At 71.7% G+C, this 16816-nt stretch carries 14 protein-coding genes and 1 pseudogene; 5 read left to right on the top strand and 10 right to left on the bottom strand.

Annotated features, from left to right (window positions below):
• The first annotated feature begins 46 nt into the window (after positions 1 to 46).
• The 3 genes from AC08OX_RS01930 to AC08OX_RS01920 all read left to right on the top strand — a co-directional run bounded on the left by AC08OX_RS01930 (position 47) and on the right by AC08OX_RS01920 (position 5024).
• Positions 47 to 1330, top strand: coding sequence for an HRDC domain-containing protein (locus tag AC08OX_RS01930; RefSeq protein WP_476606212.1), 1284 nt, complete (start codon positions 47 to 49; stop codon positions 1328 to 1330).
• Positions 1331 to 1578: 248 nt separating this feature from the next.
• Entirely contained in the window at positions 1579 to 2787 is a 1209-nt protein-coding gene (locus tag AC08OX_RS01925; protein WP_011435773.1) for a thiolase family protein, read from the top strand.
• A gap of 89 nt (positions 2788 to 2876) precedes the next feature.
• Entirely contained in the window at positions 2877 to 5024 is a 2148-nt protein-coding gene (locus AC08OX_RS01920) for a 3-hydroxyacyl-CoA dehydrogenase NAD-binding domain-containing protein (protein WP_476606211.1), read from the top strand.
• A 31-nt stretch (positions 5025 to 5055) separates the two neighbouring features.
• Here the strand turns inward: AC08OX_RS01920 and AC08OX_RS01915 are convergent, their stop codons facing one another.
• From AC08OX_RS01915 to AC08OX_RS01890, 6 genes and pseudogenes are all read right to left on the bottom strand, one after another.
• Positions 5056 to 5463 (bottom strand): hypothetical protein, encoded by a 408-nt coding sequence (locus tag AC08OX_RS01915; RefSeq protein WP_476606210.1) that lies wholly within the window; start codon positions 5461 to 5463, stop codon positions 5056 to 5058.
• A 252-nt stretch (positions 5464 to 5715) separates the two neighbouring features.
• The gene (locus AC08OX_RS01910; protein ID WP_476606209.1) at positions 5716 to 6714 is read right to left on the bottom strand and encodes a lysylphosphatidylglycerol synthase domain-containing protein; all 999 of its coding nucleotides are present in this window, start codon (positions 6712 to 6714) and stop codon (positions 5716 to 5718) included.
• Positions 6715 to 6870: 156 nt separating this feature from the next.
• Complete coding sequence (dxs, locus tag AC08OX_RS01905) at positions 6871 to 8838, bottom strand: 1-deoxy-D-xylulose-5-phosphate synthase (RefSeq protein WP_476606208.1); 1968 nt, start codon at positions 8836 to 8838, stop codon at positions 6871 to 6873.
• 301 nt (positions 8839 to 9139) lie between these two features.
• Positions 9140 to 9661, bottom strand: coding sequence for a class I SAM-dependent RNA methyltransferase (locus AC08OX_RS01900; RefSeq protein ID WP_476606207.1), 522 nt, complete (start codon positions 9659 to 9661; stop codon positions 9140 to 9142).
• A gap of 761 nt (positions 9662 to 10422) precedes the next feature.
• Positions 10423 to 10494 (bottom strand): annotated as a pseudogene (locus AC08OX_RS01895) (hypothetical protein); the annotation flags it as partial.
• Between the two features lie 107 nt (positions 10495 to 10601).
• On the bottom strand, positions 10602 to 12608 hold the full coding sequence (locus AC08OX_RS01890; protein ID WP_476606206.1) for an APC family permease: 2007 nt from the start codon (positions 12606 to 12608) through the stop codon (positions 10602 to 10604).
• A 129-nt stretch (positions 12609 to 12737) separates the two neighbouring features.
• On the opposite strand from AC08OX_RS01890, the gene AC08OX_RS01885 reads away from it, so the two are divergent.
• Together AC08OX_RS01885 and AC08OX_RS01880 are read left to right on the top strand one after the other, a co-directional pair.
• Positions 12738 to 13409 carry a potassium channel family protein gene (locus AC08OX_RS01885; protein WP_476606205.1) on the top strand — a complete coding sequence of 224 codons (672 nt, stop codon included), beginning with the start codon at positions 12738 to 12740 and terminating at the stop codon, positions 13407 to 13409.
• A 20-nt stretch (positions 13410 to 13429) separates the two neighbouring features.
• Positions 13430 to 14161: a potassium channel family protein gene (locus tag AC08OX_RS01880; RefSeq protein ID WP_476606228.1), complete on the top strand. Its 732-nt coding sequence runs from the start codon at positions 13430 to 13432 to the stop codon at positions 14159 to 14161.
• Between the two features lie 29 nt (positions 14162 to 14190).
• Here AC08OX_RS01880 and AC08OX_RS01875 read toward each other — a convergent pair whose 3' ends face one another.
• The 4 genes from AC08OX_RS01875 to dut all read right to left on the bottom strand — a co-directional run bounded on the left by AC08OX_RS01875 (position 14191) and on the right by dut (position 16767).
• Complete coding sequence (locus tag AC08OX_RS01875; RefSeq protein WP_476606204.1) at positions 14191 to 14916, bottom strand: DUF3159 domain-containing protein; 726 nt, start codon at positions 14914 to 14916, stop codon at positions 14191 to 14193.
• Positions 14917 to 14956: 40 nt separating this feature from the next.
• Positions 14957 to 15343 (bottom strand): OB-fold nucleic acid binding domain-containing protein, encoded by a 387-nt coding sequence (locus AC08OX_RS01870; protein ID WP_476606203.1) that lies wholly within the window; start codon positions 15341 to 15343, stop codon positions 14957 to 14959.
• A gap of 160 nt (positions 15344 to 15503) precedes the next feature.
• Positions 15504 to 16208, bottom strand: a complete 705-nt coding sequence (locus tag AC08OX_RS01865; protein ID WP_476606202.1) for a DUF3710 domain-containing protein — start codon at positions 16206 to 16208, stop codon at positions 15504 to 15506.
• Positions 16189 to 16767, bottom strand: a complete 579-nt coding sequence (gene dut / locus AC08OX_RS01860; protein WP_476606201.1) for a dUTP diphosphatase — start codon at positions 16765 to 16767, stop codon at positions 16189 to 16191. The genes AC08OX_RS01865 and dut overlap by 20 nt, the downstream gene beginning before the upstream one ends.
• Between the last annotated feature and the right edge of the window lie 49 nt (positions 16768 to 16816).

The raw sequence follows: 16816 nt of genomic DNA, 5'->3' as shown, positions 1-16816 counted from the left end.
GGTTCCTGAATCAACACAGCAGGTCAGCGGGGGTGTCAGCGCAGAGGTGGAGGTACAGCCCAGCACCGGTGCTCATGAGCCCATCCCGCTGCTCATCCCTGCGGACGGGGTACCCCCCGTCATCGTCGACACCGCGGAACTCGCCGCGGCGGCGGAACGCCTCGCGGCCGGCATCGGGCCGGTCGCGTTCGACGCCGAACGCGCGTCCGGTTACCGGTACGGCCAGCGGGCCTACCTCGTCCAGATCCGACGGCGGGGCACGGGCTCGCTGCTCCTCGATCCGATCGCGCTCGAGGATCTGAGCGTCATCCAGGACGCGGTGGGCGGGGTCGAATGGGTGCTGCACGCCGCCAGCCAGGACCTTCCGTGCCTGTCCGAGCTCGGTCTGCGGCCGAGTCTGCTGTTCGACACGGAGCTCGCCGGCCGGTTGCTGGGCTACGAACGGGTCGGGCTGGGGATAATGGTCGAACGGGTGCTGGGCTACGGGCTGGAGAAGGGCCATTCGGCCGCGGACTGGTCGACCCGCCCGCTTCCCGAGCCGTGGCTGCGCTACGCGGCACTCGACGTCGAGCTGCTGGTGGAGTTGCGCGACGCGCTCGAGGCGGAGCTGATCGAACAGAACAAGATCGAGTTTGCCCGGCAGGAGTTCGCCGCGATCGTCGCGGCCCCGCCACGCGAGCCACGGGCCGAGCCGTGGCGCCGGACGAGCGGGATCCACCGAGCCCGGTCCCGCCGCCAGCTCGCGGCGGTCCGGGCGATGTGGACCGCCCGGGACCGGCTCGCTCGTACCCGTGACGTCGCGCCGGGTCGCGTCCTCCCGGACAGCGCGATCATGGACGCCGTGCTGAACGCCCCCACCGACGCGGCCGCGCTGGTCCGGCTGCCCATCTTCTCCGGACCACGGATCCGCCGCACCGCCAACGTCTGGCTCGACGCCCTGCGTGGCGCCGCCGCACTGCCCGAGGAGGAGCTGCCCGCCCCGGCCGGACCGGGCGGCGACGGTCTGCCGCCGCCCAACCGCTGGGCCGAGCGCGACCCGGTGGCCGCGTCGCGGCTGGCCCGGGTGCGGGCCGCGCTGGCCGCCCTCGCCACCACCCACACGATGCCGGTGGAAAACCTCCTCGAGCCCGCGTTGTCCCGGCGGCTCGCCTGGTCCCCGCCGAATCCCCTGACGGACACGGCCGTCGCCGGGGCGCTGCGGGCCGGCGGGGCACGCCCCTGGCAGATCGAGCTGACGGCCGCTCCCCTGCTCACCGTCCTCGCCGAGCCGCCCGCCCAACCGGCCGAACCGACGGAACCGGCCGAACCAGCAGCCGAGCCGGCGGGCTGACGACCGGATCCGCGGGTCGTGGGCCAGGGACAGACCGGCGCATCACGGCATCGGCCTCCCCGGACATCCGGCATCCATGGCTCCGGGATGTCTACCGGCTGGTAACCGCTGCCGTAGGCTAGCCGTGCCGGCGGTATCCGCGTCGGTGCCGGCTGGCTGTCCAGGCCCTGGAACCGGGTTTCGGACAACGGCCGACGTTCGACGGCGACGAACCGGCGGTCGGTGGCGGCCGCGGGTCGGGAGGTCCCGTGTTCGGATCATCCAGAAACTTCGTACGCGACGTCGTGTTCGTCGACGGGGTCCGAACCCCGTTCGGGAAGGCCAAGGGCGTCTACGCCGAGACCCGTGCCGACGATCTGATCGTGCGGGTGATCCGGGAGCTGCTGCGACGCAATCCTTCCCTCCCCCCCGAGCGGATCGACGAGGTGGCGATCGCGGCCACCACCCAGATCGGCGATCAAGGCCTGACCATCGGCCGGGTCGCCGCCATCCTGTCCGGGTTGCCGGAAACGGTGCCGGGCTTCGCGATCGACCGGATGTGCGCAGGCGCCGTCACGGCGGTGACCACGACGGCCTCGTCGATCGCCGTCGGCGCCTACGACGTGGCCGTGGCCGGCGGGGTGGAACACATGGGCCGCCACCCGATGGGCGAAGGCGCCGACCTCAACCCCCGGTTCGTCGCCGAACGGCTCGTGGACACCTCCGCGCTGGTGATGGGCTCGACCGCCGAGAACCTGCACGACCGGTACCCCAAGATCACCAAATCGCGAGCGGACGCCTTCGCTCTGGCCTCCCAGGAGAAAGTCGCCAAGGCGTACGCGAACGGTCAGATCCAGCCCGACCTCGTCCCGGTGGCCGCCCGGCACGTCGAGACGGGCTGGGAGTTCGTCACCGTCGACGAGCCGCCGCGACCGGACACCACGCAGGCGGGGCTCGCCGGGCTGCGCACGCCGTTCCGGCCGCACGGGCGGGTGACCGCGGGCAACTCCGCCGGGCTCAACGACGGCGCCACCGGCTGCCTGCTCGCCGCCGCCGAGGTGGCGGCCGAGCTAAGCCTGCCGGCGAAGATGAGCCTGGTGGGTTTCGCGTTCGCCGGAGTCCCCCCCGAGGTGATGGGCGTCGGGCCGATCCCGTCGACGGAGAAGGCGCTGGCCCGCACCGGCCTGACCATCGACGACATCGGCCTGTTCGAGCTGAACGAGGCCTTCGCCGTGCAGGTCCTGGCCTTCCTCGACCACTTCGGCATCGCCGAGGACGATCCCCGGGTCAACCCGTACGGCGGGGCCATCGCGTTCGGTCACCCACTGGCGTCCAGCGGGGTGCGCCTGATGACCCAGCTCGCCCGGCAGTTCGCCGAGCATCCCGAGGTGCGCTACGGCATGACGGCGATGTGCGTGGGTCTCGGCATGGGCGCCACCACGATCTGGGCGAATCCGCACCACGCCGCGGCCAACTGAGCAGGTACGACGACCGAGCAGGTACGACGACCGACCCGGGACGACCCGTCCGACACGACCGGGCCCGCGGCGGAACCGAGGGGAGATCCATGACCATCGACGAGGTGACCCTGTCCTTCCCGGGCGAGGTCGTCACGGCCGCCCACGTCCGCTACGCGCGGCTGCCCGGGGTGGCCGGGCCCGTCGCCCTGATCACCCTTGACAACGGTCATGACCACACCCGGCCGAACACCTTCGGCCCGGCCGGCCTGCGGTCCCTGCTCGCCGCCGTCGACGAGATCGAGGCGCACGACCCGCCGGTCGCCGCGATCGCCGTCACCGGCAAGCCGTTCATCTTCAGCGTGGGTGCGGACCTGTCCTTCCGCTCATCGCTCACTGACCCGGAGCGGATCCGCCCCTCGCTCGCGGCGCTCGGCCGCCTCGGGCACGAGGCCTTCGCCCGGGTGGGTGAGGGTCGCCTGGGTGACCGGAAGGTCCCGACCTTCGCCCTCGTCAACGGGGCGGCGCTGGGCGGCGGGCTGGAGCTGGCCCTGCACTGCGACTACCGGGCGCTGTCCGCCGGCATTCCCGCACTCGCCTTCCCAGAGGTCTTCCTCGGCCTTGTCCCGGGCTGGGGCGGCACCCAGCTGCTGCCCAACCTCATCGGCGCCGAAGGGGCGGTGTCCGTCGTCATCGGCAACGCGCTCAGCCAGAACCGCATGCTGCGCGGCCGGCAGGCGTTCGAGCTGGGTCTCGGGGACGTGCTGCTGGAGCCGGCTGACTTCCTGGCGGAGGCGCTGCGCTGGGTGGGCCAGGTGCTGCGCGGCGATGTCGACCCGGTGGCCGCCCGCGCGCCGGTCGAGCGGGGGGCGGGCTGGGCGGAGGCGATCGCACGGGGCCGGGCGCTCGCCGACGCGAAGCTGCACGGGGCCGCGCCGGCCGCCTACCGGGCGTTGGACCTCCTCGCGCTCGCCGAGACCGCCGACCGCGCCACCGGGTACGCGGCCGAGACCGAGGCCCTCGCCGATCTGTCCGTCAGCGACGAACTTGCCGCCAGCCTGTACTCCTTCGACCTCGTGCAGAAGCGGGCGAAGCGGCCGGTGGGCGGGCCGGAGCCGGCGCTGGCCCGGCCCGTGACGAAGGTCGGGGTGGTCGGCGCAGGCCTCATGGCAAGCCAGCTCGCCCTCGTGTTCGCGCACCGGCTCGAGGTGCCGGTGGTGCTCACCGACATCGACCAGGCCCGGCTCGACGCCGGGGTCGCGGGGGTCCACCAGGAGATCGACAACCTCCTACTACGCCACCGCATCACCCCCGACCAGGCGAACCGCTACAAGGCGAACGTCACCGGATCCCTGACCAAGGACGCCTTCGCGGACGCGGACCTCGTCATCGAGGCCGTTTTCGAGAACCTGGCCGTCAAGCGGACCGTGCTCGCGGAGCTCGAGGCCGTCGTGGCGCCCACGGCCGTGCTCCTGACGAACACCTCGGCGCTGTCGGTCACCGAGATGGCCGCTGGGCTCGATCATCCCGAACGGGTAGCCGGGCTGCACTTCTTCAATCCGGTGTCGGTCCTCTCCCTAGTCGAGGTGGTCCGCGCTGCCCGCAGCGACGACGCCACCATCGCGACGACGCTGGCCGTGGCGAAGAACCTGAAGAAGAACGCGGTCCTGGTCGCCGATGCCCCGGCGTTCGTCGTCAACCGGCTGCTGACCCGGTTCCTCGGGGAGGTGCTCGGCGCGACAGAGGGCGGTACGCCGCTCGAGGAGGCCGACCACGCCCTCGATCCGCTGGGGCTGCCGATGTCCCCGATGACCCTGCTCACCCTCGTCGGGCCGCCGGTCGCCCTGCACGTCGCGGAAACACTGCACGCGGCGTTCCCGGACCGGTTCCGGCGGCCGACGGCTCTCGCCCGGCTGGTCGAGGCGGGCCGGAGCGGCATCTACACCACGGGCCCGGACGGCGTCCAGACCGTCGACCCGGACGCCGCCGCGCTCATCTCCACGCCGTCCCCGGCCGCCATCCCGCTGACCGGAGACGAGGTACGCGAGGCGGCGCTGCGCGCGCTCGCCGAGGAGATCCATCTGATGCTGACCGAGAAAATCGTCGCGGAGGCCGCCGACATCGACCTGTGCATGATCCTCGGCGCCGGCTGGCCGTTCCACCTCGGCGGCATCACGCCCTACCTGGACCGTAGCGGCATCAGCGAGGCCGTCACCGGGCAGCGCTTCGCCCCGCCGGGAGTCGCCACCCTGCGCTGATCCAATCGGCCGCCCTGACCATCGGCGCCGGTCAGGCCGTGCGGACCGGTGGCTCGTCGTCGCCACCGCCGCGTCGGCCATCGCCGGGGGAATCATCGAACGGGCCCGGCTGCTGAAGATCCGGGGGCAGCGACGGGTCCAAGGAGAACGGGGCGCCGGGCGTCAGCAGGCAGTAGCTTCCGGATTCCTTTCCCACCTGGTACGTCTCGTGGCTCGCCGCGGCGCTGCCGCGCCGGACGTCGACCTGAACCTCCCGGACCGTCGGGGAACCCACGGACCGGTGGATCTGCACTCTTCGCACGGCGAACGAGGCGATACCGCCCTGGACATCGTCCAGAGCCCGCATGATGATGGCGAACTCGGACGCTGGCCGGCGTTCCTGGACCGACGGGCAGAGGCGGACGTAAGCGGCCTCGTAGCGCGAGTCCCTGACCTCCATCAGGTAGGCGCGGACGGCGTTGGCAGGGCCGTCGGTGGAGCGGGGAGGAGCAGGAACAGACCGGTTCCACCCGCGCCGGTCAGGAGGGCGAGCACGAGGACGAGCGGAATCAGCCACCGGGCCCGACTACGGCGGGGCGCCGGCGGCCCGCCCGGCCACCCGGGGCCGCCCCACGAGATCGGCGGGACGGGCGGGGGCCACCCGGGTGGCCGTTGCGGGTCATGGTGCACCCCCCACCCTCCTCCCACTTCCTCACATTCGCTCCTGCATCGCATCATCAGTACACAACAGCCGAGCACCCCGCTGCCGTAGGGCGACACCGACGAGCGCCCAGACCAGGTCGGCGATCGTGGCAAGAAGCCGCGCCACCAACGCGACCAGGGTCGCCGGCCCGCTGGCGACCGCCGGCGCCAGCGCCAGCACCAGCACCGCCTCCCGCACCCCCGCCCCGGCGGGCAGCACCAGTACCAGGAATCCGGCGGTCCAGGCCAGGGCATAGGCCCCGAGGGAGAGCAGCAACAGCCGGCCGCCACCGACCGCCGGATGCAGATCCCGGACGAGCAGCCAGGTCGCCACCCCGTAGCAGCAGAAGCTGAGCAGCAACCAGCCGGCTCCGGCGGCGACGGCCCGCGGGGGCAGTGGTTCGGTCAGCGGTGGGCGGCGCAGCAGCCGGAATGCCAGCGCCAGCAGGCGGGACAGCACCGGGGGACAGAGCACGACGACGAAGACGGGCACGACCGCCAGCGCCCACCAGTAGTCGGCGAGCGCCTGCGCGGAGACGAACGGCAGGGTGACCGCCGCGGCGAGCCCCCCGCTCGGCACCGCGAGCGCCAACACGACCAAGCTCGCCGAAGCTGCCTTCGGCCGGGAGACGCCGTGGTCGCGGGAGAGCTCCATCTGCGCGAGCACCGGCCACACGCTGCCCGGGATATACTTACCGATCTGCCCGACGAAGAAGATCCGTACGGCGGCCCGCAGGGGAAGCGCGGCGCCCAACCCCCCCAGCAACGCCCGCCAGGACAGCACGGTGGTACCGACGGCAAGCACGGTGACCACACCCGAGGCCACCACGCCGCCCACGCTGAGCGAGCGGACGGACTCCTCGATCTCGTTCCACTGGCTGACCATGGCGAGAACCAGTAGCCCGAGGGCCACCAGAAGCGCACCACGCACGGCCCACCAGCGTGGGCCGCGCCCAGCCCGGCGGCGGGAGGCGGCGCCCTGGCGCGCCGACACGGTGTGCTCACCCACCTGGTCAGCCTAGGACGGCGGTCGGGCCGCCACCGCGCCGGGCCCCGACACGGTGGCGACCCGATACGGTGGCGGGTCCTTGCCCGTCGGACCCCGATGACCGGGCGACACCCGGGTGCGTCCGGGATCAGCGCACCCGAGTCAGAGCACCGGGGGTCAGCGCTGGTCGCCGATGGCCTCGCCGGCCCGCTCGCCCGCCGGGGCCGCTTCGCCGGGCGAGGTCGGGTCGTCCTCGATCGCCGGCTGGCGCTTCGCGACGGCCTCGACGACCTTGCGGGCGAGGTCCTGCGGGGCAAGCCCGACCTCGGCCATGACCTCGTCCCGCTTGCCGTGGTCGAGGAAGCGCTGGGCGATGCCGAAGTCCCGCAGGGGCACGTCGACGTCGGCGTCGCGCAGCAGCTGGGCCAGCGCCGCCCCGACCCCGCCGACCCGGCCGTTATCCTCGACGGTGACGACGAGGTCGTGGGCGCGGGCAAGATCGATCAGCGCCGGGTCCAGTGGCTTGACCCACCGCGGGTCGACAACGGTGATGCCGATGCCCTGGCTCGCGACCCGCTCCGCGACCTCCAGGCAGGTGGCGGCCATCGCGCCGATGGAGACCAGCAGCACCTCGCGGCGCTGGGCCACCTTCGGCGAACGGTAGAGCACGTCCACCCCGCCGACCGTGTCAATCGCCGGCACGTCCACGGCGACCTTGCCCTTGGGGAAACGCACGACGGTCGGGCCGTCGGTGTCACCCACCGCCTCACGCAGCTCCGCCCGCAGGGTCGGTGCGTCCCGCGGGGCGGCGATCGCGAGCCCCGGGACGACCTGCAGGAACGACAGGTCCCACATGCCGTTGTGCGACGCCCCGTCCTCCCCGGTGATGCCGGCCCGATCGAGCACGAACGTCACGGGCTGGCGGTGCAGGGCGACGTCCATCAGGACCTGGTCGAACGCGCGGTTGAGGAACGTGGCGTAGAGACACACGACGGGCCTGAGCCCACCCATCGCGAGCCCGGCGGCCGAGGTGACGGCGTGCTGCTCGGCGATACCGACGTCGAACACCCGGTCCGGGTAGGCCTTGGCGAAGGCGCCGAGACCAACCGGCTGGAGCATCGCGGCGGTCAGCGTGACGACGTCGGGCCGCTCGGAACCGATCTGCACGATCTCGTCCGAGAAGATGCTCGTCCAGCTGATGGTCTTCGACGTCGACACCGGCTTGCCGGTCGCCGGGTCGATGATGCCGACGCCGTGGAAGTTGTCGGCATCGTCCTGCTCCGCCGGCGGGTAGCCGAAGCCCTTGCGGGTCACGCAGTGGACGATGACGGGCCCGCCGAAATCCCGAGCCCGGCGCAGGGCCGACTCGACCGCGACGACGTCGTGGCCGTCGACCGGGCCGACGTACTTCAGGCCGAGGTCCTCGAACATGCCCTGCGGCTGGACGACGTCCTTGATGCCCTTCTTGATGCCGTGCAGCGCGTCGAACAGCGGGGGGCCGACCAGCGGAGTGCGGCCGAGGACCTGCTTGACGACGTCGAGGACCTGCTCGTACTCGGGCGCCAGCCGCAGCGCGGCGAGGTGGTCGGCGAGGCCGCCGATCGTCGGTGCGTAGGAGCGGCCGTTGTCGTTGACGACGATGACGACGGGCCGGTCGTCGGCGGCGATGTTGTTCAGCGCCTCCCAGCACATCCCGCCGGTCAGGGCGCCGTCACCGACGACGGCGACGACGGCCCGGTCCTCACCACGCAGCGCGTAGGCACGCGACAGCCCGTCGGCGTAGGACAGGGCGGTCGAGGCGTGCGAGTTCTCGATGATGTCGTGCTCGGACTCGGCCCGGCTGGGGTAGCCGGAAAGGCCACCCCGCTGGCGCAGCCCGGAGAAATCGTCCGCCCGGCCGGTCAGAATCTTGTGCACATAGGACTGATGACCAGTGTCCCAAAGGATGCGGTCGAATGGCGAATCAAACACACGATGTATTGCCAACGTCAGCTCGACAGCCCCCAGATTCGGCCCGAGGTGACCTCCCGTACGCGCGACTGCGTGAATGAGGAAATCACGGATCTCGGCCGCCAGGGTGGCGAGCTCCTCGTGGTCGAGGCGCTTGACGTCCTGCGGACTACTGATCGTGGACAGAAGCGACACGGCGTGAACTCCCTCTCCCGAAAGGGGATCGGTCCGGGTCCGGCAAAGTCTACGCAGCCCGTCTGGCCCCTTGCAGACGGGCACCCGACATGTGAGTTCCTCGTAGACCGTCAGGCAATAGGCCTGATCGCGGTAGAATCCACCTCCCCGGTTGTCCACTATTGGTCCGGATCCGAGTACGCGGATGCACACACTCTGTCGGCGTGGCGCGCGGGCGACACGCCGGCACGACCTGGTCGTGCCGGGAGCGGCCGGAAGTGGAGTCCACGGCGCTCCGGCGACACTTCTGGTACCGACGCAATCACACCAGGTTCGGATTCCGGTCCGCGCCACGCGGCTCGAGCAGTGCCACGCACTCGACGTGGGCGGTCATCGGAAACAGGTCGAAGGCGCGCAACACGACGAGGTCGTAGCCCGCGGCCGCCGCGGCGGCGAGGTCCCGACCCAGCGCGACAGGATCGCAGGCGACGTAGGCGACCGCGCGGGGGCGATGGGCGAGCAGCGCGGCCACCACCGCCGGGCCCGCCCCGGTGCGCGGCGGGTCGAGCACCGCGAGATCGATCCGGCCGGCCGGCCCGCCCGTAGCGACCACCCCACGAACGGTAGCCGGTGTCACCCGCAACGCCCGCAGCGAGACCCATGGCAGATCGGCGAGGTTGTTCGCCGCGGCCGCGACCGACGCGGCGTCGGACTCCAGCGCGATGACGCGGCCAGCGGCGCCGACATCCTCCGCGAGGAACGCCGCGAACAGGCCCGTCCCGGCATACAGGTCGAGCGCGGTCTCCCCGGCTCGGGGACGCAGGGCCTCGCGGACCGCGTCCACCAGCACGCCGGGAGCCGCCGGATGGACCTGCCAGAACACCTCCGGCCCGAGCCGGAACCTCCGCCCCCCACCACCTCGACGACCTCCCCGGGGGCTCCGACCTCCCCGGGATCCTCGCCGGTCCCGGCGTGCTCGTCGTTGACGACCGTCCCGGCACCGGCGGGATGCACCGCCACGGCCACCTGCCCGGTCGCCGGGCTGGCCGCGACCTCGACGGCGTCGGCCCCAGGAAACCGCCGGCCGGCGAGCGCCGCGAGGACGAGGGGGTGGGCGATGCGGCAGTCCGGCGCCGCCACCACCTCGTGCGAGCGGCTCGCCCGCAGCCCGACCTCGCCGCCGGCCGTCACCGCGAAGCGCATCCGGGTCCGCCACGCCAGTCCGTCGTCGGCGCCACCGGACCGGTCGGATCCGGTCAGCCGCTCCGGGGCGCCGACGGGCACCGCCTCGACCAGCACCTCCAGCGCCGGCTCGGCGCCGGGTCCGGCCTCGGCCGCCGTCCCCAGGCCGGACCCGGCGTGCGCGGGGCTGACCCGGGCGTCGAGGCCGCCGAACCGCCGAAGGGCGTCGGCCACGACCTCGGCCTTACCGCGCCGCTGCGCCGCGAGGCCGGCATGCTGCCAGTCGCACCCCCCGCACAACCCTGGACCGGCGTGCGGGCAGGGCGCGACCACCCGGTCCGGCGAGGGCGTCAGGACGGCGACCGCGTCCGCCCGCCAGTACCGCTCGTGGGAGGCGTCGGTAACTCGGGCACGAATCCGTTCGCCGGGCAGGGCATGGCGGACGAACACCACCCGACCGCCCGAGCGGGCGACGCAGAAGCCGCCGTGGGCCACCGGCCCGACGTCGAGGTCGAGCAGCGAGCCGACCGCGGTCCCCGGCACGCGGGCCTGCCGTGCGGTGCCCCCGGAGACGCGCGATCGCGCGGGCCGACGCTGTCGACTCACCGCTTCCGCTCCAACGGGCCGGGAAGCGTGGCCCGGCCCTGTCGCACCGCGCCCGCCCCGGTCCGTTCGAACCGCTGCTCGGCCAGCCTGGACGAGGCGAGCTGCCAGGGCACGCTGGTGACCATGACGCTGGGCTGGAAGAGCAGCCGGGCCTTGAGCCGCAGCGCGCTCTGGTTGTGCAGGAGATGCTCCCACCAGTGACCGACGACGTACTCGGGGACGTAGACGGCGACGACGTCGCGGGGGCTCTCCCGCCTGATCCGGGCGACGTAGTCCAGCACCGGGCGGGTCACCTCCCGGTAGGGGGAGGCCAGCACCACGAGATCGACGGTGATCCCCCGCTCCGTCCACGCCTTGCGGAGCCGATCGGCCTCCGCCTGGTCGACGGCGACCGTGACCGCGACGAGGCTGTGCGGCCGCGACGCCTTGGCGTAGGCCAGGGCCCGCAGTGTCGGGGCATGGATCTTACTGACGAGGACGACGGCGTGGATCCGGGAGGGCAGGGTCGGCGGCCCGGGTTCCGGGGTGAGTTCGACCGCGACCCGGTCGTAGTGAGCCCTGATCCCCCGCATCCCGAGAAAGATGATCGGGATAGCCAGACAGACGATCCAGGCACCGTGGGTGAACTTCGTGACCAGCACGAGGATCAGCACGGTGCCGGTGAGGCAGGCGCCGAAGAAGTTGATCGCCTGAGACCGGCGGATCCGCCGGCGGGCGGCCGGCTCGGACGCCACCGGGTCGTCCGAACGCAGGATGCGTGTCCAGTGCCGCACCATCCCGGTCTGGCTGAGGGTGAACGAGATGAAGACCCCGAGGATGTAGAGCTGGATCAGGGCGGTGACCTGCGCGTCGAACACGACGATCAGCAGGATCGCGAAGCCGGCAAGCAGCACGATCCCGTTGGAGTAGGCCAGTCGGTCACCGCGGGTGTATAGCTGACGCGGCAGGTAGCCGTCGCGGGCGAGGATCGAACCCAGCACCGGGAAGCCGTTGAAGGCGGTGTTCGCCGCCAGCATCAGGATGAGAGCGGTGACGACGGCGATGTAGCCGAAGCCGGGCGATCCGTCCCCGAAGACGGCGGCGGCGACCTGGGCGATCACGGTCGGCTGCTCACCACTGGCGCCAATCAGGTCCCCGGTGTGCTCAGCGACATGCACGTCGGAGATCAGAGCCAGCGCGGTGACGCCGCCGAACATCGTGACTGCGATAAGCCCCAGCATCAGCAGGGTGGTCGCGGCGTTGCGGCTCTTGGGCTTCCGGAACGCGGGCACCCCGTTACTGATCGCCTCGACCCCGGTGAGCGCCGTGCATCCCGAGGCGAACGCCCGCAGCACCAGGAACACCAGGGCGAATCCCGCGTAGTCACGCTCGGCGACCACCTGGTAGCCGGCACTCTCGGCCCGCGGCGGATGACCGACGGCCGCCTGGACCAGCCCGGTGACGATCATTACGAAGATACCGAGCACGAAGCCGTAGGTCGGGATGGCGAACGCCGTGCCGGACTCGCGCACCCCACGCAGGTTCATTATCGTCAGTAGGATGACAATGACGACCGCGAGGAGCACCTTGTGCGCGGCGAGCCCGGTGATAGCGGACGTCAGGTTCGCGACACCGGCCGACACCGACACCGCGACCGTGAGGACGTAGTCAACCAGCAGGGAACTGGCCACCAGCAGGCCGGCCTGCGGGCCCAGGTTGACCGAGACGACCTCGTAGTCGCCGCCGCCGCTCGGGTAGGCGTGCACGTTCTGCCGGTAGGACGCCACCACCGTCAGCATCAGGATGGCGACGGCTCCAGCAAGCCAGGGCGAGATGTGGTAGAAGGCCAGCCCACCCAGCGACAGGACAAGCAGGATCTCCTCGGTCGCGTACGACACCGAGGAAAGGGCATCGCTCGCGAAGACGGGCAAAGCGATGCGTTTAGGGAGCAATGTCTCCCCAAGCCGGTCGCTCCCGATCGGTCGACCGACGAAACCGCGCTTGAGGCGGTCCGTGAGCGCCACGCGGCGATGCTACCGACGCCAGCCACGCAGTTCAGCACCAGTGTGACGTGGCACACAGATACTCCGTATCCGGAGATCCGGCCACGTGACCTGCGCCGGTCAGCCCGGATCGGACTACCCTCAACCCTTGTGCATGTCGTGATCCTCGGCTGCGGCCGAGTCGGCTCCGCGCTTGCCCGCAGCGTCGAACGGTTCGGCCACTCAGTGGCAATCATCGACCAGAACCCCGCCGCGTTTGGGCGGCTACCGCAGGATTTTACCGGTCTGCGGGTCACCGGGATGGGCTTCGATCGCGACACCCTCATCGAGGCGGGCATCGAGCAGGCCGCCGCGTTCGCCGCCGTCTCCAGCGGGGACAATTCGAACATCATCGCCGCCCGGGTGGCCCGCGAGATGTTCGGGGTCGAGCGGGTCGTCGCGCGGATCTACGATCCCCGCCGGGCCGAGGTCTACGAGCGGCTCGGGATCCCCACCGTCGCCACGGTGCGCTGGACCCGGGACCAGATCCTCGACCGGCTCCTACCCGACACTGTCACGCCGCAGTGGTCCGACCCGTCGGGCTCGGTGCTGCTGACCGCTATCCCACCCGGACCCGCCTGGGTGGGCCGCCGGATCCGGGAGTTGGAGGAGTCCGCCGGGGTACGGGTGGTCTGCGTGACCCGGTTCGGCGAGGGTGTCCTGCCCGACGCCCGCACCCTCGTCCAGGACGGTGACGTGGTGCACGTGGCAGTGACGAAGGCGCACGCCTCCGAGGCGGACACGGTGCTGCGCACCGGGCCGGACGGCAGGGGCTCCGGGTAGATCCGGGCAGATCTGGGCAGATCCAGGTAGACGATGCCGCGCGAAGAGGAGAAGCGATGAGTGTGCGCCGGGTGGTGATCGCGGGGGCGGGCAAGGTCGGCCGGTCCATCGCCGCCGAACTGCTGGAGAACGGCTCCGAGGTGCTCATCATCGAGCGGGATCCGCAGAAGATCCGGACCGACGCGCTACCGGAGGCCCGGTGGCTACTCGCGGACGCCTGCGAGCTGTCCCAACTCGACGCGGCCGGGCTGAATGAGTACACCGTCCTGGTGGCCGCCACCGGGGACGACAAGGTGAACCTCGTCGTCTCGTTGCTCGCGAAGACCGAGTTCGGCGTGCCCCGGGTAGTGGCGCGGGTCAACCATCCCAAGAACGAGTGGCTGTTCACCGAGTCGTGGGGGGTGGACGTGGCGGTATCCGCGCCGCGCCTAATCACGGCTCTGGTCGAGGAGGCCGTCAGCGTCGGCGACCTCGTCCAGCTGATGCGGTTCCGGCAGAGCGATGCATCCCTCGTCGAGCTGACGCTGGCCGAGAACGCGCCGGTGATCGGCCAGCGGCTCAGCGAGATCACCCTGCCGGCGGATAGCGCCTTGGTGGTGATCCTGCGTGACGGACGGGCGGTCGTTCCCTCGCCCGACGCCACGTTGGAAGACGGCGACGAGATTCTCGCGGTCACGACAAATGCCGAGGCTGAGGAGAAGCTCGCCGTGCTGCTCGGTCAGGCGCAGGCAGGCGCGGGCGCGCCGGGCTGACGCGCGACAGGCTGGCGATGCGGAGGCGGTCAGCCGGCAGGCCGCCGCTCGCCGCGCGGGGGCTCGCCGCGCGGGGCGTCCCCGGCCAGCACCTCGTCGGCCAGCACCTCGCCGGCCACGACCGTCGAGTCGGTGGCGGCGGGGGGCAGCGGTGCGATCCGGCGGACGATGGCGAAGCTGGCCAACAGCGCGACACCGAACAGCGGAAGTCCCAGGGCGATGTTGGCCGCGGCCAGCCAGCCGGGCTGGTCGGCGAGGTAGAGCACCCCCTGCACGACGAACCGCACACCGAACACAGCGATCCAGACCACTGTCGCCCACACCGCTGCTCGCCGCTGGCAGGGTACCCGCTGCCAGCTCGCATAGCGGCTGTCCAGACCGGCCATGAGATACCCCGCCACCGGCCGGCGCAGGACGATCGACAGCAAGGCCACCACCCCCCAGAGCGCGTTCTTCGCGATGCTGGGCAGGAAGAACCCCTTCGCATTCCCGGTACGGGAGGCCACGAATGCGGCGACCGCCACGGCGAACAACCCCGAGAAGGTCTGCTGGGTCGGCTCACGGCGCACGATGCGCAGCGCCAGCAGAGCGGCCGCCGTGGCAATGGCGACCGCGATGCCGGCGGTCAGTCCGGCCTCGGCGTTCACCGTCACGAACGCCACGGTGGGCACGGAGCTGTCGATGATCCCCCGTGGGCCGCCGATGGCCTCGGACATCGTCATCGGCGACGTGTCGGGAGATGGCGTACGTGGCATGTCTGGTTGGGATCCCGTCGGGTTGGGCGGACCCGCCGACCTAGGCGCTCGCCGACGGAACGGGGAGTAGTTCGTAACGCGGGTTGAAGATGATCGGACGGTTCTCCTGCACGGTAACGCGCCCGGAGGCCTTGACCGACGCGCCAGCCCGCAGGCCCGGGATGTCCCGGCGGCCGAGGAAGACCAACGTGACGGTGCCGCTACCGTCGTAGATGTCGGCCTCCAGGGCCGGTGCACCCGACCGCGCACGTACCGTCACGGCCTGGATGGTACCCGCGACGCAGATCTCGTCCCGGTCACGACAGCCGCTCATCGGGGCGGCACCCGCCGCCGCCGAGGCCGCCTGGAGGTCCTCGGCGTCGAGCTCGCTCGTCCCTGCTGTCAGTCTGTGGAGCTTGCGCCCCAACCAGCCGCGTGACTCGCCCACGGCTCCTCCGATCCGGCTCGCCGGCGACTCGGCGCAGGCAACTGCGGCTCGAGCACGTCCAACACGTTCAACACGTCTCATGCAACGCATGACCGGTGCTCAATGTGCCCGCCCCGCATGGCGCCTTCGGCGCCATGCGGGGACCCCGGGCACAGGGCGGTCAGCGGATCTCGGCTATACGCGCACCGCGCACGGGCATCTCGGGCCGTCCGCTGGTCGCCGAGGCGACCGGTCCGCCGGAAGCATCGGGGTGATCGGTGATCTCTTTGGGCAGCCTCAGGGGCAACGGATCCCGCACCGGCATCGCGCCGTCACCACGAGAAATGATCAGATTGCGCAACGCGGCGTCCAGGAGGGGGCCTGCCGCCGGATCCTGCCCGGCCGCGCCGGTCACCACCGCCCGCAGAAACCAGCGCGGACCGTCCACACCGATCATCCGGCCCGGCACGGTCTCGCCCGGACGCCCGGTCGGCAAGCTCATCCGCAGTTCGGGGCCGTAGCGACCGTCCGCCTCCGACCCACCGCCCCCCTGAATGGTCTCCAGGATCTCGGCCCGCACCTCGTCCCACAGGCCCCGGCTCTTCGGCGCCGCGAAGACGGAGAGCTCCATCGCGCTGCGCCCGTCGGTCACCAGCACCGTCAGCGGCTTGCCGGTCGACTCCTCGACCTGGAACTGCACCTGCATGCCGTCGAGCGCCGGAATCCGCAACGACCCGAGATCGAGGCGATGCACGTCGTCATCGGGTGCCTGCGCGATGTCGTAGGGACCATCGGGCTCCGACGAGCCCCGCGAGGTGACCTTCTCGGGGACGTCCATCTCGGAGGCCCCGCGACGGTCGAACTCCCTACGCCCTCGTCCGAACACCGGTGGTCTCCTTTCCTGCCCCCCCGGCGGACCCGAAACCCCCCGTGGAGCCGAACCCGCCGCTTCCGCGCGCCGAGGCCGGCAGCTCATCGACCTCCCGGAACACAGCGTGCTCCACGCGCTGCACGACCAGCTGGGCGATCCGGTCGCCCCGATGCAGGATGATCGTGTCAGATCGGTCGGTATTGATCAGAACGACTTTGATTTCTCCACGGTAACCGGCGTCCACCGTTCCCGGGGCGTTGACCACGGACAGGCCGTGCCGCGCGGCCAGGCCACTGCGCGGGTGGACGAACGCCGCGTACCCGGCCGGCAGGGCAATGCTCAGACCGGTTCCGACCGTCGCCCGCTCCCCCGGGCCGAGCGTCACATCCTGGGCCGTCACCAGGTCCGCTCCCGCGTCCGACGGCTGGGCGTACGCCGGCAGCGCCAGCTCGCGGTCCGACCGGCGGACGAGGATCTCCACCCGACCCGGTACGGCGGGCGCGGGCTGCACGGCGAGTGGCACCGCGGACGCGGGAGGCGGGGCGGTGGGCATCGTCGGATCGGTGGCGGTCATGGCTCTCCTGGTCGAGGGTGCCCGGTCCGGGCGTGACCCCCACGCTAGC

The sequence above is a fragment of the Frankia sp. CoBUL1 genome (assembly GCF_978021245.1).
The sequence above is the reverse complement of the archived record's forward strand: the minus strand, read 5'-3'. Positions and strand labels throughout refer to the sequence as shown.